At 63.5% G+C, this 22,868-nt stretch carries 15 protein-coding genes and 1 pseudogene; 8 read left to right on the plus strand and 8 right to left on the minus strand.

Features of this window, described 5'->3' with window-relative positions; all coding sequences use genetic code 11:
* The first annotated feature begins 1 nt into the window (after position 1).
* The 3 genes from qhpC (at position 2) to PC358_RS03735 (ending at position 3,268) form a co-directional block, all read left to right on the plus strand.
* Entirely contained in the window at positions 2–325 is a 324-nt protein-coding gene (gene qhpC / locus PC358_RS03725; protein WP_008091708.1) for a quinohemoprotein amine dehydrogenase subunit gamma, read from the plus strand.
* 32 nt (positions 326–357) lie between these two features.
* Positions 358–1,479, plus strand: coding sequence for a quinohemoprotein amine dehydrogenase subunit beta (gene peaD / locus PC358_RS03730; RefSeq protein ID WP_033697614.1), 1,122 nt, complete (start codon positions 358–360; stop codon positions 1,477–1,479).
* 100 nt (positions 1,480–1,579) lie between these two features.
* Positions 1,580–3,268 (plus strand): fatty acid CoA ligase family protein, encoded by a 1,689-nt coding sequence (locus PC358_RS03735; protein ID WP_033697615.1) that lies wholly within the window; start codon positions 1,580–1,582, stop codon positions 3,266–3,268.
* A 21-nt stretch (positions 3,269–3,289) separates the two neighbouring features.
* On the opposite strand, the gene mobA is transcribed toward PC358_RS03735, so the two are convergent.
* The 3 genes from mobA to PC358_RS03750 form a co-directional block, all read right to left on the minus strand.
* On the minus strand, positions 3,290–3,868 hold the full coding sequence (mobA, locus tag PC358_RS03740) for a molybdenum cofactor guanylyltransferase MobA (protein ID WP_033697616.1): 579 nt from the start codon (positions 3,866–3,868) through the stop codon (positions 3,290–3,292).
* 367 nt (positions 3,869–4,235) lie between these two features.
* Positions 4,236–7,364: an efflux RND transporter permease subunit gene (locus PC358_RS03745; protein ID WP_033697617.1), complete on the minus strand. Its 3,129-nt coding sequence runs from the start codon at positions 7,362–7,364 to the stop codon at positions 4,236–4,238.
* 11 nt (positions 7,365–7,375) lie between these two features.
* Positions 7,376–8,563: an efflux RND transporter periplasmic adaptor subunit gene (locus PC358_RS03750; RefSeq protein WP_033697619.1), complete on the minus strand. Its 1,188-nt coding sequence runs from the start codon at positions 8,561–8,563 to the stop codon at positions 7,376–7,378.
* A 212-nt stretch (positions 8,564–8,775) separates the two neighbouring features.
* Here PC358_RS03750 and PC358_RS03755 point away from each other — a divergent pair, with 212 nt between their 5' ends.
* Positions 8,776–9,477, plus strand: a complete 702-nt coding sequence (locus PC358_RS03755; protein ID WP_033697621.1) for a response regulator — start codon at positions 8,776–8,778, stop codon at positions 9,475–9,477.
* Positions 9,478–9,483: 6 nt separating this feature from the next.
* Complete coding sequence (locus tag PC358_RS03760; protein WP_033697623.1) at positions 9,484–10,785, plus strand: ATP-binding protein; 1,302 nt, start codon at positions 9,484–9,486, stop codon at positions 10,783–10,785.
* Here PC358_RS03760 and PC358_RS03765 read toward each other — a convergent pair.
* Positions 10,757–11,350 (minus strand): annotated as a pseudogene (locus tag PC358_RS03765) (GGDEF domain-containing protein); the annotation flags it as partial. The gene PC358_RS03760 and the pseudogene PC358_RS03765 overlap by 29 nt on opposite strands.
* Before the next feature lie 268 nt (positions 11,351–11,618).
* Here PC358_RS03765 and PC358_RS03770 point away from each other — a divergent pair.
* The gene (locus PC358_RS03770) at positions 11,619–12,050 is read left to right on the plus strand and encodes a PACE efflux transporter (RefSeq protein WP_033697625.1); all 432 of its coding nucleotides are present in this window, start codon (positions 11,619–11,621) and stop codon (positions 12,048–12,050) included.
* Between the two features lie 181 nt (positions 12,051–12,231).
* Complete coding sequence (gene ilvA, locus PC358_RS03775) at positions 12,232–13,794, plus strand: threonine ammonia-lyase, biosynthetic (protein ID WP_033697627.1); 1,563 nt, start codon at positions 12,232–12,234, stop codon at positions 13,792–13,794.
* A gap of 48 nt (positions 13,795–13,842) precedes the next feature.
* On the opposite strand, the gene PC358_RS03780 is transcribed toward ilvA, so the two are convergent.
* From PC358_RS03780 to PC358_RS03790, 3 genes are all read right to left on the minus strand, one after another.
* Positions 13,843–15,024, minus strand: a complete 1,182-nt coding sequence (locus PC358_RS03780; RefSeq protein WP_033697629.1) for a hypothetical protein — start codon at positions 15,022–15,024, stop codon at positions 13,843–13,845.
* Positions 15,025–15,104: 80 nt separating this feature from the next.
* A complete protein-coding gene (locus tag PC358_RS03785) occupies positions 15,105–15,572 on the minus strand; it encodes a VOC family protein (RefSeq protein ID WP_033697631.1) in 468 nt (155 codons plus the stop codon).
* A gap of 130 nt (positions 15,573–15,702) precedes the next feature.
* Positions 15,703–17,322, minus strand: coding sequence for an NADP-dependent glyceraldehyde-3-phosphate dehydrogenase (locus PC358_RS03790; protein ID WP_033697633.1), 1,620 nt, complete (start codon positions 17,320–17,322; stop codon positions 15,703–15,705).
* A 150-nt stretch (positions 17,323–17,472) separates the two neighbouring features.
* Between PC358_RS03790 and PC358_RS03795 the strand changes: the two genes are divergently transcribed.
* Positions 17,473–18,951, plus strand: a complete 1,479-nt coding sequence (locus PC358_RS03795) for a putative bifunctional diguanylate cyclase/phosphodiesterase (RefSeq protein WP_081874708.1) — start codon at positions 17,473–17,475, stop codon at positions 18,949–18,951.
* A gap of 21 nt (positions 18,952–18,972) precedes the next feature.
* On the opposite strand, the gene PC358_RS03800 is transcribed toward PC358_RS03795, so the two are convergent.
* Positions 18,973–22,812, minus strand: a complete 3,840-nt coding sequence (locus tag PC358_RS03800) for a leucine-rich repeat domain-containing protein (protein WP_033697634.1) — start codon at positions 22,810–22,812, stop codon at positions 18,973–18,975.
* Positions 22,813–22,868: the final 56 nt, after the last annotated feature.

The following is a 22,868-nucleotide window of genomic DNA, read 5'->3' on the forward strand; positions in this document are numbered from 1 at the left end:
CATGAAGCATTTGAAGCCCCTGAACAACAAGGCGCGCATCCTCGAACAGGCCGCTGCCGAAGACCGTGTTGAAGAGGTCATGGCGATGAGCGCGGTGGCGGGCTGTACCGCCACCACCGACCCGGGTTGGGAGGTGGACGCCTTCGGTGGCGTGAGCTCGCTGTGCCAGCCCATGGAGGCCGACCTCTATGGCTGTTCCGACCCCTGCTGGTGGCCGGCCCAGGTGCCGGACATGATGAGCACCTACCAGGACTGGAACGCCCAGGCGACCAACTCCCAGGACGACTGGCGCAACCTTGGCACCGTGTTCCCGAAAGACAAGTGACCGGCCCAACAAGAATGACAAGGGGAAACCGCATGAAACCTGGACTCTGCGCGCAGCTCGCGCTCACCGTCGCCACCACGGCCAGCGCCTGGGCGGTACAGGCTGACGACACCGGGCCGGCCTTGAAGGCTGGCCATGAATACCTGATCGTGACCAACTACCCGAACAACCTGCACGTGGTCGATGTGGCCACGGATGCGGTGTACAAGAGCTGCCGCATGCCTGACGCGTTCGGCCCCGGCACCGCGATGATGGCGCCCGACAACCGCACCGCCTATGTGCTCAACAACCATTACGGCGACCTCTACGGCATCGACCTGGACACCTGCAAGACCACCTTCCACGCCAGTTTGTCCAGTGTGCCCGGGGAGGTCGGCAAATCGATGTATTCCTTTGCCATCAGCCCGGACGGTAAAGAGGTGTATGCCACGGTCAACCCGACCCAGCGGCTGAACGATCACTATGTGGTCAAGCCGCCGCGCCTGGAGGTGTTCCGCACCGCCGATGGCCTCGATGCCAAACCTGCGCGTACCTTCCCGATGCCGCGCCAGGTGTACCTGATGCGCGCCGCCGACGATGGCAGCCTGTTCGTGGCCGGCCCGGACATCTACAAGATGGACGTGCAAACCGGCAGGTACGAGGTGGCATTGCCGTTGCGCAACTGGAACCGGCCCGGCTACAGCGCCCCGGACGTGCTGTATTTCTGGCCGCACCAGAGCGCCCGGCACGAGTTCTCGATGCTCTATACCATCGCCAAGTTCAAGGACGACAAGCAGGACCCGGCCACCGCCGAGCTGCTCTATGGTTACCTGAGTGTGGACCTGAAGACCGGCAAGACCCACACCCAGGAGTTTGCCGACCTGACCGAGCTGTACTTCACCGGGTTGCGTTCGCCGAAGGATCCGAACCAGATCTACGGTGTGCTCAACCGCCTGGCGCGGTATGACATCAAGGAACGCAAACTGATCAAGGCAGCTAACCTTGAACACACCTATTACTGCGTGGCCTTCGACAAGAAGGGCGACAAGCTGTACCTGGGCGGCACCTTCAACGACCTGGCGGTGTTCGACCCGCAGACGCTGGAGAAAGTGAAGAACATCAAGCTGCCGGGTGGGGACATGTCGACCACTACGCCGCAAGTGTTTGTCAGGTAGGGCGGATAAACCCGCTCCCACAGGGCGTGCAGTACCTGTGGGGGCGGTGTTGCCTGCGCAAGGGCCGGCCAATCAACACAAGAACAACAAGAGCGCACCCATGACCCAGCCAAGCTACTCCCAGGGCGACCAGGGCAAGGCCTTGCTTACCCAATGCATCGGCGACGCCTTCGACACCACCGTGGCCCGCTTCCCCGACCGCGAAGCCCTGGTCGTTCACCACCAATCATTGCGCTACACCTGGCGGCAACTGGCCGCAGCCGTCGACCAGCACGCCCGCGCGCTCATGGCCCTGGGCGTGCAACCGGGCGACCGCCTGGGCATCTGGGCCCCCAACTGTGCCCAGTGGTGTATCACCCAGTTCGCCAGCGCCAAGGTCGGGGCAATCCTGGTCAACATCAACCCGGCCTACCGCACAAGCGAACTGGACTACGCCCTGGTCCAGTCGGGTTGCCGTTGGGTGATCTGCGCCGACGCCTTCAAGACTTCCGATTACCACGCCATGCTGCTCGGCCTGGTCCCGGGCCTTGCCCATGGCACGCCGGGCGCACTGGCCTGCGAGCGCTTCCCCGAACTGCGCGGGGTGGTGAGCCTGGCTGCGGCACCGCCGCCGGGCTTTATGGCCTGGGACGCCTTGCAGGCTCGCGCCGATGCCGTCAGCGCCGATGCCGTCAGCGCCGAGGCCCTTGCGGCGCGCCAGGCGCAACTGCACTGTGACGACCCGATCAACATCCAGTACACCTCCGGCACTACCGGCTTCCCCAAGGGCGCCACGCTGAGCCACAGCAACATCCTCAACAATGGCTACATGGTCGGCGAAAGCCTCGGCCTGACCGAGCATGATCGCTTGGTGGTGCCGGTACCGCTGTACCACTGCTTTGGCATGGTCATGGCCAACCTGGGCTGCATGACCCATGGCAGTACGCTGATCTACCCCAACGATGCGTTCGACCCGTTGGCCACGTTACGCGCGGTCGCCGAAGAGAAGGCCACGGCACTGTACGGCGTACCGACCATGTTCATCGCCGAACTGGATCACCCGCAACGTCACGCGTTCGACCTCTCGAGCCTGCGCACCGGCATCATGGCCGGCGCTACCTGCCCGATCGAAGTCATGCGCCGGGTCATCGACGAGATGCACATGGCCGAGGTGCAGATTGCCTATGGCATGACCGAAACCAGCCCGGTGTCATTGCAGACCGGCGCCAATGATGACCTGGAGCGGCGGGTGAGCAGTGTCGGGCGGACCCAGCCGTGGCTGGAGAACAAGGTCGTCGATGGCGATGGCCACAGCGTGCCGCGCGGTGAGATCGGCGAGCTCTGTACCCGTGGTTACAGCGTGATGCTGGGCTACTGGAACAACCCCAAGGCCACGGCCGAAAGCATCGATGCCGAAGGCTGGATGCATACCGGTGACCTGGCGGTGATGGACGAGCAGGGCTATGTGCGCATCGTCGGGCGCAGCAAGGACATGATCATTCGGGGCGGCGAGAACATCTACCCGCGTGAGCTGGAGGAGTTTTTCTTCACTCACCCGGCGGTCGCCGACGTGCAGGTGATTGGCGTGCCGTGCAGCAAGTATGGCGAGGAGATCGTTGCCTGGGTGCGGTTGCATCCGGGGCATGCGGCCACTGGAGACGAGCTGCGCGAATGGGCAAGGGCGCGGATTGCCCATTTCAAGGTGCCGCGCTACTTCCGTTTTGTCGATGAGTTCCCGATGACGGTGACCGGCAAGGTGCAGAAGTTCAGAATGCGCGAGATCAGCGTCGGGGAGCTGTCGGCTGGTTAATGCGTGGAGGAAATCGACCCTTCAGCCCTGCAGCAGGTCAGGGCTATTGAAATTGCTCAACCTGCGGTCACCCTCGGCACACTCCAGCCCCTGCACCGGCTCAAGCAGCAGGGCCTTCTGCAAACTCCGCTCACCGGCCGCCCAGGCCTGTTGCAGCATCGGTAACAGCCTGCGCGGCAATACACTGAACATCGGTTGCCAGTAACCGCCCTGGCGCACCATCGCCGCACTGTTGCCAGTCACCGCCAACTGCAGCAATTCCTCGATCAACACTGGGTCGATCAGCGGCGCATCGCAAGCCAGCACCACCACCCATTCGTGCCGCGCCGCGGCAAGGCCGGCGATCACCCCGGCCAACGGCCCGGGGAAGTCCGGGTCGGCGTCCCCGACCAACTGGTCGGCATAGGCCCGATAGGCCGCCTGGTTGCGGTTGCAGGATATCACCAGGTCATCGCTCAACGGCCGCACCACGCGCTGTACATGCGCCACCAGCGGCTCGCCCTTCCAGGCCAGCAACCCCTTGTCGCGGCCGCCCATGCGCTGGCCACGGCCGCCGGCGAGGATGAGAACAGAACAGCAGGGCAAGGGGGGGCAGGTCATCGGGCAGTTTCCAAGGTTCAAGGCTTGGCAACCTCCCATGCCTGGAAGTGAAAGTCCAGATTGGCAGAACAACAGGGTGCGCGACCTGACATTTTTACCAGTTGTGGGCTTACCCCAATGGGGCCCTAAATACGCCGACGGCGCTGTCTGGGGACAAGCCTGCAAACCAAGGAGCGAGTCTATGAACAAAGGCGAACTGACCAAGTCCATCGCGGAAAAGGCAGAAGTCTCAAAGTTGAAGGCTGCACAAGCCCTCGATGCTTTCATTGAAGCTAAAGGCGGCGGTTAACAAAAAGTAGCGGGTTAACCAGAACAGGAGCGTGGAGCGCAACGCCAACGCTCCTGTTCATCGGCTTACCCCGACCTGTCAGCCTTCAGTGGCGTGGCTGGCTCGCGCTTCAGGCTTGGCCTTACCCCGCCCGGCCAGGCGCATCACCACCACGAAGAACACTGGCACGAACACCACCGCCAGGGTTGCGCTGAGCATGCCGCCGATCACCCCGATACCAATCGCCTGCTGGCTCGCCGAGCTGGCGCCGGTGGCGACGGCCAGGGGGACCACGCCGAGGATGAAGGCCAGCGAGGTCATGACGATCGGCCGCAGGCGCAGGCGGGCTGCCTGTACCGCAGCGTCCACGGCATCGACGCCTTGGTCTATCAGGCTCTTGGCGAACTCGATGATGAGGATCGCGTTCTTTGCCGAAAGGCCGATCAGGGTGATCACGCCGACCTTGAAGAACACGTCATTGGGCATGCCGCACAGGGTTACGGCCAGCACCGCACCGAGCACACCGAGCGGAACTACCAACAGCACGGCGGTCGGGATCGACCAGCTTTCGTACAGCGCTGCCAGGCACAGGAACACCACCAGCAGCGACAGCGCCATCAGCATCGGTGCTTGGCTGCCGGACAGCCGCTCTTGCAGGGACAGGCCGGTCCATTCCAGGCCCGCACCGGCGGGGAGTTGCGCGACCAGGCGCTCGACTTCGGCCATGGCTTCGCCCGAGCTGTAGCCCGCGGCCGGTTCACCGGAGATCGAAACCGCCGGGTAACCGTTGTAGCGCGTCAGTTGTACCGGGCCGCTGACCCATTTCGCCTGAACGAAGGCCCCCAGCGGTACCATCTTGCCGCTGCTGTTGCGCACGTGGATTTTCAGCAGGTCTTCGACCTGGCTGCGCTGGTCGCCCTCGGCCTGCACCACCACCCGCTGCATACGGCCCTGGTTGGGGAAGTCGTTGACGTAGCTGGAGCCTACGGCGGTATCCAGCACTGCGCCGATGTCGGCGAACGACACACCCAGGGCATTGGCTTGGCGACGGTCGATTTCCAGTTGCACCTGTGGGCTTTCGGCCAGCGAAGCCTCGCGCACGTTGGTCAGCACCTTGCTCTTGCCGGCATTGGCCAGCAATGCATCGCGCGCGGCCATCAGTTCAGTGTGGCCCATGCCACCCCGGTCCTGCAGGCGGAACTCGAAACCGGTCGACTCACCCAGGCCATCGATAGGGGGCGGCAGTACAGCGTAGGCCACGGCATCCTTGAGCTGGGTGAAGGCCATAGTGGCGCGGTCGGCGATCGACTGGGCGCTGTCGTCGGCACCGCGCTCGGACCAGTCCTTGAGCGTGGTGAAGGCCAGCGCCGCGTTCTGCCCGCTGCCGGAGAAGCTGAAGCCGAGGATCAGCGTGGTGTTGCCTACACCCGGTTCTTCGGCGTTATGCGCCTCGATCTGGGCGGCCACCTGCTCGGTGCGCATGCGGCTGGCACCGGGCGGCAGCTGGATGTCGGTGATGGTGTAGCCCTGGTCTTCGGTCGGCAGGAACGCTGTGGGCAGCTGGCTGAAGCCATAGCCCAGCACGGCCAGCAGCACGCCATACACCAGCAAGTAACGGCCGCTGCGTTTGAGCGCGTGCACGACCCAGCGCTGGTAGCCGTTGCTCATGCTATCGAAGCGCCGGTTGAACCAGCCGAAGAAGCCCTTGCGTTCGTGGTGCTCACCTTTGACCAGCGGCTTGAGCAGGGTGGCGCACAGGGCAGGGGTCAGGCTCAGGGCAAGAAACGCCGAGAACAGAATCGACACCGCCATGGACACCGAGAACTGCTGGTAGATCACCCCCACCGAACCTTTCATGAAGGCCATTGGCAGGAACACCGCCACTAGCACCAGGGTGATGCCGACGATCGCCCCGCTGATCTGGCCCATGGCCTTGCGCGTGGCTTGCTTGGGCGGCAGGCCTTCTTCGGCCATGATCCGCTCGACGTTTTCCACCACCACGATGGCATCGTCGACCAGGATGCCGATGGCCAGCACCATGCCGAACAGGGTCAGCACGTTGACCGAGAAGCCCATGGCCATCATCACGGCGAAGGTGCCCATCAGTGCCACCGGCACCACCAGTGTCGGGATCAGCGTGTAGCGCAGGTTCTGCAGGAACAGGAACATCACCGCGAACACCAGCAACATGGCCTCGAACAGGGTGTTGATCACCTGCTGGATGGACACCTTGACGAAGGGCGAGGTGTCGTAAGGGATGTCGTATTTCACCCCCTCCGGGAAGTAGCGCGACAACTCCTGCATTTTCGCCCGCACCAGGTCGGCGGTTTCCATGGCGTTGGCGCCAGGGGCCAACTGCACGCTGAAGGCGGTGGCCGGCTTGCCATTCAGGCGCGTGCCGTACTGGTATTCCTGGGCGCCGATCTCGACCCGGGCGACATCGCCGATGGTCACGCTGGAGCCGTCCGCGTTGGCGCGCAACACGATGGCCGCGAATTCCTCGGGGGTGCTCAGCTGGCCCTTGACCAGCACGTTGGCGGTGATTTCCTGGGTGCCACGGGCGGGCAGGTCACCAATGCTGCCGGGGGCGACCTGGGCGTTCTGTGCGCTGATGGCGTCGGCTACGTCGTTAGGCGTGAGGTTGAAGCCGATCAGCTTGCTCGGGTCGATCCAGATCCGCATGGCGCGCTCGGAGCCATACAACTGGGCCTTGCCGACGCCTTTCAGGCGACGGATTTCGTTCATCACGTTGCGCGCGAGGATATCCGACAGGGCGGTTTCGTCGAGCTTGCCGTCTTCCGAGGTCAGGGTGGCCAGCAGCAGGAAGCCGGTGGATACCTTTTCCACTTGCAGGCCCTGCTGGGTCACGGGGCGGGGCAGGCGCGACTCGACCACCTTCAGGCGGTTCTGCACATCGACCTGGGCCAGGTCGGGGTGGGTGCCAGGCTCGAAGGTGGCGGTGATGGTGGCGCTGCCCAGGCTGCTTTGCGACTCGAAATACAACAGGTTGTCGGCACCGTTGAGCTCCTGCTCGATCAGGCTGACCACGCTTTCGTCCATGGTCGCCGCCGAGGCGCCAGGGTACACGGCATAGATTTCCACCTGTGGCGGGGCCACGTTGGGGTACTGGGCCACCGGCAACTGCGGGATGGCCAAGGCGCCGGCCAGCAGGATGAACAACGCGACCACCCAGGCGAACACCGGGCGGTCAATGAAGAAATGCGGCATGGGTCAGCCCCTCACTGGCTGTTGTGCTGTGCGATGGGCGGCGCGCCGGGCGCTGTGCCCTGGCTCGCTTCGACCTGCACCTGGTCGCCGGCCTTGACGTGCTGCAGGCCTTCGATAACCACTTGTTCACCGGGCGCCAAGCCTTCGCTGACGACCCAGCGGTCGCCCTGGGCATTGCCCAGCACCACCTGACGGTCGCTGATGCGGGCCTGCGGGTCGACCACCAGCACTTTCGGCACGCCGGCGCTGTCACGCAGGATGGCGCGCTGCGGCACGCTGAGGCCTTTGGGCTGCACCGCCTGCTCCAGGCGCACGCGCACGTAGCTACCTGGCAGCAGGTCGAGGTCCGGGTTGGGGAACTCGCTGCGCAGGGTGATCTGGTTGGTGCTCGGGTCGACGCTGATGTCGGAGAACAGCAACTTGCCGGGCAACGGGTAGGCGCTGCCATCGTCCTGGATCAGGGTGGCGCGGGCCTGGCCGTCGCCGACCTGCTGCAGCTCGCCGGCACGCAGGGCACGGCGCAGGGCGTTGAGCTCGCGGGTCGACTGGGTGACGTCGGCGTGAATCGGGTCCAGTTGCTGGATGGTGGCCAGGGGCGTGCTCTCGTTTTGCCCAACCAGTGCACCTTCGGTCACCAGCGCACGGCCGATTCGCCCAGAGATCGGCGCGGTTACCGTGGCATAACCCAGGTTCAGGCGGGCGCGCTCCAGGGCGGCCTTGGCTTCGGACACTTCGGCGTCGGCCTGCAGGAAGCTGGCCCGGGCATTGTCGTATTCCTGGCGGCTCACGGCCTTTTCGTCGACCAGCTCGCGGTAGCGTTGCTCTTGCAGGCGCGCTTGATACAGGTTGGCCTGGGCCTTGGCCAGGGTGGCGCGGGCGCTGTCGTGGTCGGCCTTGAACGGCGCCGGGTCGATCAGAAACAGCACGTCGCCTTGCTTGACGTCGCTGCCTTCACGGTACACCCGCTTGAGCACCACGCCGGCCACCCGCGCGCGCACTTCGGCAGTGCGCGGGGCGAGGATCCGGCCGCTGAGTTCGCTGCTGATGGCCAGTGGCTGCAATTGCAGGGTTTCCACGCGGACGTGGGGGGCGGGGGTTTTTTCTTCCTGCTCGTTGCTGTCGCCACAGCCGGCCAGGGAGATGCTCAGAAACGCCAGTAGCGCCACGGGGCGCAGGCGAGGAATACGGGTAATAAGCATACGGATCTTCCGATGATGACCGTGCGTATGCTAAGGCAGACGGCGTTCCGGTGCCTGTTAATACCTGTAGGACGTGTGTGAAAAAGTGTGAAGAAAAATCCTGTCGCTATAGGGGATTCTATATTCTGCCTGTAACCCTGTGTGCTGGACCCTTCGCCGGTAAGCCCGCGAAGAGGCCGGCGACGTCTTCACTGAACGCTACCCAAACGCCTATGCCGAATATTCTCCTGGTCGAGGACGACAGCGCTCTGTCCGAACTGATCGCCAGCTACCTGCAACGCAACGACTTTCATGTCCGGGTGATCGCCCGCGGCGATCATGTGCTGGAGGCCTTGCGCCAGGACAAACCCGACCTGGTCATCCTCGATCTGATGCTGCCAGGTATCGATGGCCTGCAGGTGTGCCGCCTGCTGCGCCAGGAATCGCAGAGCCTGCCGATCCTGATGCTGACGGCCCGCGACGACAGCCACGACCAGGTGCTGGGCCTGGAGATGGGCGCCGACGACTACGTGACCAAACCGTGCGAGCCCCGTGTGCTGCTGGCGCGTGTACGGACCTTGCTGCGCCGCAGCGGCGTTCACGAGCCGCGCCTGGACAGCGAGCAGATCCTGGTCGGCTGCTTGCGCATCGACCTGGCCGAGCGCCTGGTCAGCTGGCGCGGTGAAGAAGTGGAGCTTTCCAGCGGCGAATACAACCTGTTGGTGGTGCTGGCGCGCAATGCCGGTGAAGTGCTCAGCCGCGACCGCATCCTCCAGCAATTGCGCGGCATCGAGTTCAACGGCACCGACCGCTCGGTGGATGTCGCCATTTCCAAGCTGCGCCGCAAGTTCGACGACAGCGCTGGCGAGGCCCGCAAGATCAAGACCGTGTGGGGCAAAGGTTACCTGTTCAGCCGCGTCGAGTGGGAGTGCTGACCGAGTATGCTGAAGATCCTGGTGCGCCTCTACCTGGTGATCATCGTCGCCTACGCCGGTGCGCTGCTGTTCATCCCCGACACTATCGTCGGGCTGTTCCATGATCGCTTCATGGCCTACAACCTGGACCAGGCCAAAGGCGTGCAGTCGCTGATCGTGCGCCAGTTCCAGCAAGCCCCGCGCGAGCGCTGGCCAGCGGTGGAGCAAGACCTGGCAGACGCCTTCGCACCGCTCGAAATCAAGCTGCTGCGCAGGGACCAGGCCGAGCTGAGCGAGGATGAACAGGCGCGCCTGGAGCACGGGTCGTACGCCGTGCGCATCGCCGACTGGGGCTATTACGAGACGGTGCTGGCACCGCTCGACAAGGACTGGTTGGTGCGCCTGCATGCACCCCCGGACCCACTGGACATCAACGTGCTGTCGTGGGGCGTCACCGTGTTGATCGGCGCGGCCATGCTCGGTTGCCTGCTGCTGTGGGTATGGCCGCACTGGCGCGACCTGGAGCGGCTCAAAGAGACCGCCCGGCGCCTGGGCCAGGGGCAGATGGCGGAACGCACGCACATCTCGCCGCACTCGAACATCGGCGAACTGGCCGGGGTGTTCGACACCATGGCCAGCGACCTGGAGCGCCACGTCAACCAGCAGCGCGAGCTGCTCAATGCGGTATCCCATGAGCTGCGCACACCGCTGACTCGCCTGGACTTCGGCCTTGTGCTGCTGTTCGACGAGGTGCCGCCCACCAGCCGCAAGCGCCTGCTGGAGCTGGTTGGGCACGTGCGTGAGCTGGACGAATTGGTGCTCGAGCTACTGTCCTACAGCCGCCTGTACAACGCCGACCAGGCCCGTGAGCGGGTCGAGGTGTCGTTGCTGGAGCTGGTCGACAGTGTGCTTGGCGGCTTTGCCGAAGAGCTCGACAGCCGCGGCATCCAGTGGGAAGTGCGTGCCGAGCGTGAGCTGCCGCGGTTCGTGCTCGACCCACGGCTGACAGCCCGGGCGGTGCAGAACCTGGTGCGCAATGCGATGCGTTATTGCGACGAAAACCTGTTGTTGAGGTTGCGGCTTGAAGAGGACGGCGCTTGCCTGCTGACGGTCGAGGACGACGGGATCGGCATTCCGGTTGAAGAACGTGAGCGGATCTTCCAGCCGTTCTATCGCCTGGACCGTAGCCGTGACCGCAATACCGGTGGTTTCGGCCTGGGGCTGGCGATCAGCCGGAGGGCCATCGAAGGGCAGGGCGGCACGTTGACGGTGGCGCAGTCTGCGCTGGGCGGGGCGCAGTTCAGGATTCGCCTGCCTGCGGGTGGGTAGGTTCGCTCTGCTGGGCAGTCCACAGCACGAAGCGATCTTTACCGTTGTGCTTGGCCTCATATAACGCCTGATCCGCCTTGACCAGCGCCCTGGTCAAGGTACCTGCAGGGTCCACCCGGGCCAGCCCGATGCTGATCGTCACCGGATGCGCCCCCCGGTCTTCACGTACACGCCTGCACAACGCCGCAACCTGTCGATCGGCAGCCGGCTGATCCAGCCCATGGAAGAAGATTACGAACTCCTCGCCGCCGAGCCTGGCGAATTCATGGCCTACGATTGACGCCTTGATGTGCTGAGCCACGCGCTTGAGCACCTCATCGCCAACATCATGCCCAAACCGGTCGTTGACCTGCTTGAAGTTGTCGATGTCGTAAGCCTGGTCGAGCAGCACCTTGGACATATAAAAGTTGTGCAGCTTGGCCTGGCGGATACGCAGGTAGCTGTAGATGACCAGGCCGCTGATGAACAGCGCGTAGCTGATCAGCATGGCGGCTACCAGGTCTTGCAGGTCGATGTTGGTGCCGTAGAACGGTCTGAGGAGGGTCCAGGTGGTGGCCATGGCGCAGTTGAGCATCGGTGAGCTCCTTTGAGGCATGCAGGCTCATGCGTGGTCCTCGTACGGCTCTCTGGACGAAGGTGCATGACGTGTCGCTGCGTGCACGGCATTTGTACAAGCAGCCCAATACAGGGTTGTCCAATACGTGCTGGGCAGGCCACAGCGGCGCACAGTGCGGTCGAGCCTTTTATTGAACGGTTAGTCAGATATGAATTTCAGCCTTTTTCTTGTGGGCCACATCTTGTAGCTTGGTAGGTCGTTTTTCAGGGAGCTGAACATGCAAGGCAAGGCACGCAAAATCGTCCAGGCCATCCTCTACGAAGCCATCGCCGTGGCCTGCGTGGCCCCAGCGCTGGAACTGGCGTTTGCTGCCGGTATGGCCCAATCGGCCGCGCTGTCGGTGCTCATGTCGGGCATTGCCATGAGCTGGAACATGGCCTTCAACTGGGCGTTCGAGCGCTGGGAGGCGCGTCAGCAGCAGCGTAAGCGCACCTTCATGCGCCGGGTCTTGCATGCCTTGGGTTTTGAAGGCGGGCTGGTGGTGATTCTGCTGCCGCTGGTGGCGTGGTGGCTGGATGTGAGCCTGTGGGCGGCGTTTCTGACCAACCTGGCGTTGTTCGTGTTCTTCTTCGTCTATGCCTTCGTGTTCCAGTGGGGCTTCGACAAGGTCTTCGATGTGCCGCTTTCGGCGCAGCAGGCAAAGTGTTGACTTGCTGCCATGCGGCGGGATAAGTTCTTACCCCATGAACACATTCCCGCACGTGAACGCCATTATTATTACCGCCATTATCAGTTTGGCGGGCTAGCGCGTACGTGCACCTAACCCGCCCTGGAGGCGGGTTTTTACTCTCTGACTCCTGGGCACCGTGAAAACAGCCAAGGAGTCATCGATGACCAGCTTCAGCGCCAACCTGCGTACCCCGCCCACGCCCCAGCAGCTACTCTCGGAGCAGGTGCGGCGCATTCTCTCAGCGCCCGTCTACGACCTGGCCATCGAAACACCGCTGCAGCCAGCGCCAGCGCTGTCTGCCAGCCTTGGCAACCAGGTGTTGCTCAAGCGTGAAGACCTGCAACCCACGTTCTCGTTCAAGATCCGCGGTGCCTACACGCGGCTGTCGCGTCTGACAGCGGCCCAGCGTGAACGCGGGGTGATCACCGCGTCGGCGGGCAACCACGCCCAGGGCGTCGCCCTGGCAGCTTCGCACCTGGGCCTGAAAGCCACCATCGTCATGCCAACCACCACACCTTCGCTGAAGGTCGAAGGGGTGCGTTCGCGGGGTGGCCACGTGGTGCAGTACGGTGAGAGCTTCCCCCACGCACTGGCCCATGCCCTGCAGCTGGCCGAGCAAGAGGGCGCTACCTTCGTGCCACCCTTCGATGACCCGGACGTGATCGCCGGGCAAGGTACGGTGGCCATGGAGATCCTGCGCCAGCACCCGGGTGATCTGCATGCGATCTTCGTCCCGGTGGGCGGTGGCGGGTTGGTGGCGGGCATTGCCGCCTACGTGAAATACCTGCGGCCCGAGGTCAAGGTGATCGGCGTCGAGCCGGAAGACTCCAACTGCCTGCAGGCTGCGCTGGCCGCAGGCGAACGGGTGATCCTGCCCCAGGTCGGCACGTTTGCCGATGGTGTGGCGGTGGCGCAGATCGGTGCCCATTGCTTCGAGCTGTGCCGGCACTTCGTCGATGAGGTGGTGACCGTCAACAGCGATGAGCTGTGCGCGGCGATCAAGGACATCTACGACGACACCCGCTCGATCACCGAGCCTTCCGGTGCCCTGGCCGTGGCCGGTATCAAGAAGTATGTGGCCCGCGAGGGTGTGCAGGGGCAGACCCTGGTCGCCATCGACTCCGGCGCCAACGTCAATTTCGACCGCCTGCGGCATGTGGCCGAGCGGGCAGAACTGGGCGAGCAGCGCGAGGCGATCATCGCCGTGACCATCCCCGAGCAACCGGGCAGCTTCCGCGCCTTCTGCCAGGCACTGGGCAAACGCCAGATCACCGAGTTCAACTACCGCTACTACCCGGGCAAGGAAGCGCGTCTGTTTGTCGGGGTGCAGACCCACCCGCTGCACGACCCACGTGAAAAGCTGCTGGCCAGCCTCGCCGAGCAGGGTTACAGCGTACTCGACCTGACCGACAACGAACTGGCCAAGCTGCATGTGCGCCACACCGTGGGCGGGCATGCCGCGCCTGGGGCGGATGAGCGTGTGCTGCGCTTCGAGTTCCCGGAGCGGCCAGGTGCGCTGCTGGGCTTCCTGGAGCGGTTGGGCAAACGTTGGAACATCAGCCTGTTCCATTACCGCAACCATGGCGCCGCAGAAGCGCGGGTATTTGCTGCACTTGAAGTGCCGGCCGATGAGCAGGCGAGGTTGCCCCAGGCATTGGACGAGATGGGGTATCGCTATTGGGACGAGACCGAGAACCCGGCTTACCAGCTGTTTCTTGGTTGATCTGAGTACAACCTCAGGTGTTGGACGCACATCCAACACCTGAGGGTTTCAGCGCTCCCGCATGAAGAAACCCGCCACAAACTTGCGGAAGGTCTCCAGGCTCTTGAAGTCGGCGTAGCGCTTGAAGTTCTCGGCATCCGGCTCGGGGCCGATCGGTTGCTCCAGCAGCGACACTGACAGCACCCGGTCCTGATCCGACGTCAGGACCAGTTCATCCATCACCTGGCCGCCGATCACCGGTCGGCGCATCTGCACCTTCACACCCTTGCTGGCCATCCAGTCGATCAGCGACACCAGCGCCTTGAGCGGCTCGCGCTCTTCATCGCGGTACACCGGGAACAGGTGGGCACGCGACAGCACCGGTACGCTGGCCACATGGATCAGTTCGTAGAAATGGCTACCGGCGCTGGTGGGCGAGTACAGCGCCAATGCCAACAGGGGGCCGGCCGTGCGGTTGCCGCCCCAATAGAGGTGATGGCCCTGGAAATCGAACCCCTCGTCGCTGCGGTTGTTGAACAGCTTGCGCCCTTTGATCTGGTCGACACAGTCGAGCATCAGGCCATGCCGGCGGTGGTTGCCGAACACGGTGGCCTCGCGCAGCCGGGCCTTGAGCATCATCATGTGCTTCATGTCCAGGCGGGTTTCCAGGTAGTTGCTGGCCGGCACCCGCTCCAGCAGCGGGTAGCGGCTGGCAACGCTGCGCAATTCGGCAAACTGCCCGGTGAGGTCTTTTTTCAGGTGGGTGGCGTAGAGGTTCAGGCCGCTGATCTCGACCCAGGTCAGCAACAGCGACAGCAACCGTTGCTGCTCGCGCCGCTCATTGCCATCACCGCCGCCGTTGTCCTGGGCCGGGCGAAAGTCACCGATCAGGCGCAACGGTGTATCGGGTGGCAGCCACGCGGCGGGTGGTGCAGGGTCGTCTTCGCGCTCTGCGGCTTCACGCTCGTCCTTGGTGAACGGGCAGCCCGGTGCATGCTCGGCGGTACCGGGGTTGTTTTTCAAAAACAGCGTGCCGGTGCTGCCATTGAGGGTCACGTTGAGCACCGGCAGGGCGTCTTTGCGGCAGTCGCAGGCCAGCCACTGGTTGGCGTTACGCACCTTCATCAGCAACTGGTTGGCCTGCAGCAGCCGTGGGCCGACGAGCGTCCCTGTGCTGAAGCCAACCAGCAGTTCTTCTTCGGCGGGTGTGAGGCTGCGCACCTGCGCGGCGGTTTTATCGATGATACGCATTGACGGGCAGCTCCAAGCTACGAGCCCCAAGCTTCAAGCAAAGCGCTTTCACTTTCAACTTGAGGCGCGCAGCCGGCGGCTTAGTTGCCACTGAACAGTTTGGCCGCGCGGGCACGGATTTCTTCCGGGGTGAGGTCCTCTTTGTGCGTGGAGATGAACCACAGGTTGCCGAACGGGTCTTTCAGGGTGCCGCTGCGGTCACCGTAGAACTGATCCTGCAGCGGCCGCAGCGCAGTGGCACCCGCTGCAATGGCCTGGGCGTAGACCTGGTCGCAGTCTTCGACGTACAGGTGCAGGCCGATGGCCGCGCCATCGACATGCTGGCTGGCGGTAAGCCCGCCCTCCATGTCGCACGGGTCGGCGAGCATCAGTGACGAGTCGCCAATCTTCAGCTCGGCGTGACCGACGCGGCCGTCAGGGCCGTCGAGGCGGAACATTTCGATGGCGCCGAAGGCCTGCTTGTAGAAGTCGATGGCCTTGGCGGCGTCCTTGATACCTAGGTAAGGGGTGATGCTGTGCTGGCCTTCGGGGATGGGTTTGGCTGACATGGTATGGCCTCCTTTTGCATTGGCAGTGCTGGCCGCTTGCGAGGGCAAGGCCGACACTGATCGCCAAGCTGTATGTTTATACAGCTTGGCGACCAATGCAAATGCCATTTCTCCATTAAGCGCTGGCGGGTTAGAAGATGTAGTCGGTGGTCAGGAAGCTCGATTGGCGATTGCGGATGATCTCACTGATCAGCGCTTTGTTGGCTTCCTGGAACTTGGTCGCCACCAGCGTGCGGATCGAGAACACGCGCAAAGCGTCATGCACCGACAGCGTACCTTCGGCGCTGTTCTTGCGGCCGTTGAACGGGTAGGTGTCTGGCCCGCGCTGGCACTGGGCGTTGATGTTGATGCGGCCGACCTGGTTGGCAAAGGTATCGACCAGGCTGCCGATGGTCGCCGGGTCGTTGCCGAACAAGCTCAGCTGCTGCCCGTAATCGGAGTCGAGCACGTAGTCGATGACGGTCTGCAGGTCGCGGTAGGGCACCACCGGCACCAGCGGCCCGAACTGCTCTTCGTGGTACACGCGCATTTCATGGTTCACCGGGTAGAGCAGGGCGGGGTAGAAGAACGAGCCGCGGCTCTGCCCGCCGCCTTCGTTGATGACGCGGGCGCCCTTGGCCGTGGCATCGGCCACCAGGCCGTCGAGGTAGTCGACCTTGCCCGGCTCCGGCAAAGGCGTCAGCGCGACGCCTGGCTCCCACGGCATGCCCGGCTTGAGCGCGGCCAGCTTGCGCTGGAATTTGTCCAGGAAGACCTCGACCACATCCTCGTGGACGAACAGTATCTTCAGCGCAGTGCAGCGTTGGCCGTTGAATGACAGGGCGCCGGTGACGGCCTCTTCGACGGCGTTGTCCAGGTCGACCTGGGGCAGCACGATGCCGGGGTTCTTGGCGTCCAGGCCGAGCGCCGCGCGCAGGCGGTGTGGGCGTGGGTGCAGTTTCTTCAGGTCGCTGGCGGCTTTGTGGGTACCGATGAAGGCGAACACGTCGACCAGGCCGCTGGCCATGAGCGCGCTGACGGTCTCGCGGCCGCGGCCATAGATGACGTTGATCACCCCAGGCGGGAAGCTGTCGCGGAAAGCTTCGAGCAACGGGCGAATCAGCAGCACGCCAAACTTGGCCGGCTTGAACACCACGGTATTGCCCATGATCAGCGCGGGGATCAACGTTGTGAAGGTTTCATTGAGGGGATAGTTGTATGGCCCCATGCACAGTGCCACGCCCAGTGGCGCCCGACGGATCTGGCCAAGGGTGCCTTGTTCGAGCTCGAAACGGCTTGAGCGGCGGTCGAGGTCCTTGAGTGCATTGATGGTGTCGACGATGTAGTCGCAGGTGCGGTCGAACTCTTTTTCCGAGTCCTTGAGGTTCTTGCCGATTTCCCACATCAGCAGTTTGACCACCGCCTGGCGCTGTTCGCGCATGCGTGCAAGGAAGCTTTCGACGTGCTGTATGCGCTCGGCCACGCGCATCGTTGGCCAGGCGCCGCGGCCTTTGTCGTAGGCCTGCACGGCGGCATCCAGCGCGGTAAGGGCGGTGTCGGCGTCAAGCAGCGGGGCGCTGCCGAGCACGACCTGCTGCTCGCCGTCGGCCTGCTTCAGCCAGACCGGGCTGCGCACCGTGGCCAGCGGGCCGTCCCAGCGCTTGAGCTGGCCGTTCACCAAGTAGTCGCGTTGTTCCAGGGGGGCTTCCAGGCGCCAGGTGTCGGGGATGTTGTCGGCAGTGGGGAAGAGTGAATCGAGCAGACGGTTCATGGGTACTGCACCTCACATATCTGAGCGGATTGCGTGCCAGGTGAAACGCTTCAGCTTCGAGCATGCACCGGCCGCAGGAAAAACACCAGTCTGGCTCAACATTGCCTGCGCTGCGCCGATACAGCACTAACCGAGTGCGTGCGCAGGCCTATGATCACATCCAGCCCCCCGTTTTGCGATGAACAGACGTGCGCACTGCTGGCTTCGCCGCTGTTCTGGTTGGTCGTTGCCGCCACGGGCTTGCTTGGCCTGTACGCCGTGCGGCTCAAGCGCAAGCAGCGCCATCTGCAGCAGCAAAACCGCGAGCTGCACCACTCACAGGCGCAGTTCGAGCGCTTGGCGCACTACGACACCATCACCGGGTTGCCCAACCGGGTGCTGTTCCAGCGGCAACTGGCCGAGGCCATCAACAAGGGGCACGGCCTGGCCGTGTTGGTACTCGACATCGACGGTTTCAAACAGGTCAACGACAGCCTCGGCCATGCCATGGGCGACCTGCTGCTGCAACAAGCCACCGCACGTTTTCTGCAGGAACTGGACCTGCACGACCGCGTCTGCCGCTTGGGCGGCGACGAGTTCGTGTTCATGCTCCAGGGCACTCAGGGCCAGATAAGCCACCAACTGTGCCACCTGCTGCGCTGCCTGCAACGGCCGTTCGACCTCAAGGGCAATGCCGCGTTGGTTACCGGCAGCATCGGCCTGGCCTGGTGCCCGCAGCACGGCGAAGGTGTCGACAACCTACTGCGCCACGCCGATACCGCCATGTATGCCGCCAAGGAAAGCGGGCGTAACACCTGGCGGCCCTACCACCCGGACATGACTGCGCGCTTGCAGCAACGCCTGGAACTGGAGCGCAATTTGCGCCGGGCGCTGAACAACGATGAGTTCGAGCTTTGGTACCAGCCCAAAGTGGACCTGTTCAGCGGCAGGCTGGAGGGTGTCGAGGCGCTGCTGCGCTGGCGCGATCCGCAAGCCGGCCTGGTATCACCGGCCGAGTTCATCCCCTTGGCAGAACGTACCGGGTTGATCATCCCCGTGGGTGAGCGGGTGCTGGAACTGGCCTGTGCGCAGTTGGCGGCATGGCGTATGGACGATTGCCTGCCGGGACCGCTGGCGATCAACGTCGCGGCGCTGCAGATCGAGCGCAGCGATTATGTGTCGAGCCTGGCGGTGGCCCTGGAGCGCCATGGGTTGCCCGCCCATCTGCTGGAAGTGGAGATTACCGAGAGCCTGCTGATGGAGAGCCAGCAGCAAGCCTGTGCGGTGCTGGCGCAATTGCAGGCCATGGGGGTGGCCACTGCGGTGGATGACTTCGGTACCGGCTATTCATCACTGGCCTACCTGCGCGCGCTGCCTATCGATCACCTGAAGATCGACCGCGCGTTCATCAAGGACTTGCCGGTTGACGATGATGCCGTGGCCATTGCCCGCGCCATCATCGACCTGGGGCATGCCCTGGGGTACCGCATTACCGCAGAGGGTATCGAAACCCAGGAGCAGTACGACTTTCTGCGCAATGCCGGGTGCGATCAGGGGCAAGGTTACCTGATGGGGCGGCCGATGCCCGCCGCCGAATTGCACGGCTGGATAGCGCGCAACCCGCGCCGGCAGCGCCTGTCACCTGGGTGACAGGCGCGGCTGCTGATCACTTCACAGTGGCAGTTGGAACAGGTTGGCTGGCGGGTGGGTCAGCCATTCTTCGCGCAGTACCTGATCAGCATCGATGGCTGCCAGGCGGCGCCAGAATTCCGCTCGCGCTTGCTGGGGCTGGCTTCGAAAAAAATCGTCGCCGAGCAGTGGCCTGAGGTCGCGACGATACTGCAGCGGAAAGCGCTGCCAAAGTGCGGCTTCCTCAGGCCCGGTTTGCTCGAAGAACTCGTCATAGTCACTTTCACTTACCAGCAGATCGACCTGATGGGCCGTGTTGTAAGCATCAATTTGTGCAAGCACGCTTTCGCCGAGCCATTCACTTTCTAGGCATAGGGCCTGGGCGGACGGTTCCGGGAGGCTGAAGCCGTCGGGCAATTTCAGGAACTGGTTGCCCGACATGTCCAGGACCATAGGTTCGGCGATCCGCTCCAGGCCTGCGGGTAACTCGGTCAGCCCGCAATCATTCAGGAACAGGGTTTTCAGGTGATCAAGCCCATTCAAGTCAGGGGCCTCCAGCAGTGGGTTGCCCGAAAGGTCGAGGACTACGAGCCCGGAGCATTGATTCAAGGATGCTTGTGCGCGGTAGTCCCAAGTGATGCGGTTGTTGTCCAGGTCGAGCCAGGTCAATCGACCAGGGTTGGCCAAACGGGGTAGTGAATTGAAGCGGCATTTGGACAGCAACAAACGTCTCAGCCAGGGAAGGCGCTCATGGAGCACTGCGGGTAACTGGCTGAGCGAGGGGTTATTGCTCAGCGACAAGTGCTCCACATGGGTGAAGTCGTCCGGCAAGACCAGGCTGGCCAAATCCTGGTCTTCAAGCTCCAGGCCGGAAAGGTCGAGGCTGTAGATGCGCCCCCCGTCCCCGAGCGAAACCGTCGAGAGGCGCCGCCAGGCGTTGACGATCGGGCGGATCGCTCGCTGCCGCTGGTGTGGGCGCTGCGGGTCGAGGCGGGCCCACTCGTGCAGGTCGCGGCGCAGGGTATCCAGACGTTGCTGCAGGTCGCGCAGTCTTTGTGTGGGGGAGAGAAGGGAATTGTCATCAGTCTCATCATCTTCTTGCCCGCTTTCAAGCGCATCCTCGATCTCTGAATCGGTGGCATTGGGGTACAGACGGCGGTAGGCCCCGGCCAGTGAACTCGTTTGGCGCGGGTGCGGTGGTTCGGGGTCAAGCGGGCGCCCCCCACGTAGCTGGCCGGGGAGCGCGCGTCGCATGGCGCCATGCCCCCACAGTCTTTGCGCAAGGGCCTCCCTGTTTTCGTTGGCCCAGCTCTGGATGCGCTGGCGTATCGAACCCCCATCTGCCACGGTGATCGCCAGTGCGCCACGATCGGCCTGCGGCAGCGCCTGTTCGATTGCGCGGCACAGGTCCTGGTCCCGCGTGGCGGGGGCAGGGCGCTGCCCCAGGTCAGCTTCATAGCCTTCTGTAGACCTGATGACCCGGCAGATGCGCCTGGCCTGGTCACTGCCAACACTGTCGAGCAGCGGGCCTTCGGGGCTACCGGCACGCAGCTCCAGGCGTACATCGCGCGGCCAGTCAGGCCAGTCAGCGAGGGCGCTGAACAGCAGGCGTTCGCTTTCGGCACTGGCCCGAGCCGGCACCAGCACGCCTTCCAAGGCACGTACAAGAGGCAGTTCGCTGTGTGTATGTTCAATTTGTTGGCGCAGCCAGGCAGGTAACGTTGCGTCGTGTTCCCAGGCCAGTGCTTCTACAGCGTCCAGTGGCGCCAGCAAGCGCCTGGCCAGTGCGGCCGACAGGCGAGGGTAGGCCTGCAGTAACCGATCTGTTGCGGGCTCGATGGGCCCCTCGCCGTTATACAGGCGCGCGAACAAGGCCTCTGGCGCGTCGCCACCCAGTGCTTGCGCCTCGGCTTGCGCGGCCATGCGCTGCAAGGTGTCGAGCAACAACACAGGTGCCGGCTGCCCCTCGAGGTGTACGCGGCGCAAGCTGGCTGCATCGCTACCACTGATGCGGCCTGCCAGGGTAAGTTGGTCTGCCCTCAGCGCAGGGTAGTCTTGCCCCAAACGACGTATCAGTACCGCGAACGACCACTGTGATGGCTGTTCATGACAGCCGCGCCAAGCGCCCTGTTCGTTGTGTTCCAGCGGGGGTTGCCAAGCGTCTTGCACATGGGGGTGGACGATACGCCATTGCTGTAATTCATTGTCCAGGCGTTGCTCGTAGAGATGGCCATCCATGCGAATGAAATACCGGCCGTCGAGCAGGTACTGGCCCTGTGCGTTGGCTTGTACGTGCTCCGGTAACGGCTGGTCGCTGCGGTAAGGTGTGAGATCAGGTTGCCAGAGCTTGTAGCAGCCATCGCTGCTGCGCACCTCCTGCAGCTGCTCCAGCAGCGGGCTTTTGAACAGCTTCGGCACCACGTGGCCTGCAGTCGCCAAGCCAGCGGCAAGTGCCAGACTCAGCCCGGCCGCCTCCAGATGGCCCAGTGCCAAATGGCGATCACCCTGATGCCAGGCTTCATAACCCTCGTACACTTCGCCAAGCAGTTGGCACGCTGTCACCGCCAGCATCAGCGTGCCCACGGCAGGAATGAAGAAACCGGCCAGGTTGAGCGCATCCAGGCCACGGTCTTCCCACGCTTGCAGACGGCTCGCCCGCGCCTTGGCATCGGCTTCAGCCGTCGGCACCGCCAGTTGGCGTGCTTCGCGCTTGAGGCGGTCTACGTGCTGCGCCTGATAGAAACCGAATGGCTCCTCGGTGATGGCTAGCCGCGTCGGGCGCAGGTCTGCATGACTGGCCCGCGACCATGCCTGGTCGTCGGCAGACGTGCCCGAGGCATCAAGGTTTTGGTGCAGCAAGTTGAGAAAGTGTTGATGCTGGCTCTGCTCAATGTAAGCCATGAACATCTGCCGGGTGGCGGGCTCCAGCAACAGGGCCGCCAATGCGTCGTGAACTGCATCAAGATCGGTAACTAGCCGCAGCGCCTCGTGGCCGGGCAGATAGAGCAGCAGCCCGGCGCGCCCTGCTTCGATCAGCATGACCTCGTGCAGCGTGATACCGAATAACGCCAGTTGCCAGCACGGCAGATTATCGCCCTGCAACAAAAGGTCGACGTGGTCACGCGTGGCACCGCTCAGTTCATGGCGCAGGTAGGCCAGGTCGGCAGCCAGGCGCAACCGGTCCTTGTACACGGCTATTGCCTGCTCACGTACCGGGGGCTTGGCGAAATGCTGATCCAGATGAGTCTGGTATTGCCCCCCTAAGTCCAGTGTGCGACACAGCGCGGCGAACGAAGCGGGTGCCAGTGGCAATGGATCCACCAGGTAGTGCTCCGTGGGCATCGCAAAGTGCGATGCGGGCGTTTGCGCGCCGGTGAACGCGATGCCCTGCACCTCGGCGGCTGTTACATGAATATTGGCGCTCAGGGCGATGGCACTTTGGGGCGTGAAGGACTCGTCGTCGGCGAAGTTCTGCAGTGCGGCTTGCAGCAGATTGTCGCGTCGATGACTGTAAAGCGTGCGCAGCCCTATCCAATGCCAGGTGCTTTCTACCCGAAGCAGCTCAGTGCCACGCAAGGGTGCCGTGCAGCCCCGCTCGGCGAGGCAAGCTTTGAGTCGCGATTCAGCGAATTCGGCAACTTGTTCAAGCCCCCGCAGCGAGCGAGCGAGCGTGGCTTGCGAGCGTAACAGGCGCGATTGGCTACGCTGTACAGCCTCGCGAAGAGCAGGGGCGGCATTGGCGAACCAGTCCTGGGTGAAATAGGCCGGTACATGGCTTTGTTTCAAACGCTGCCATTGAGAGGCCGCTATTCGATGGGCCCAGGCAGGAAGCTGTTGCTTGAGCAGGTCTTGATGGGGGGCGAGCGTAGAGAGGGCGGGCATGTGGATGCTCCTTTATGAGGAGCCAGTATCAAACGGCAATTGCTAATAACCAGGTG

Source organism: Pseudomonas capeferrum (genome assembly GCF_000731675.1).
In the GTDB taxonomy this organism is placed as follows: domain Bacteria; phylum Pseudomonadota; class Gammaproteobacteria; order Pseudomonadales; family Pseudomonadaceae; genus Aquipseudomonas; species Aquipseudomonas capeferrum.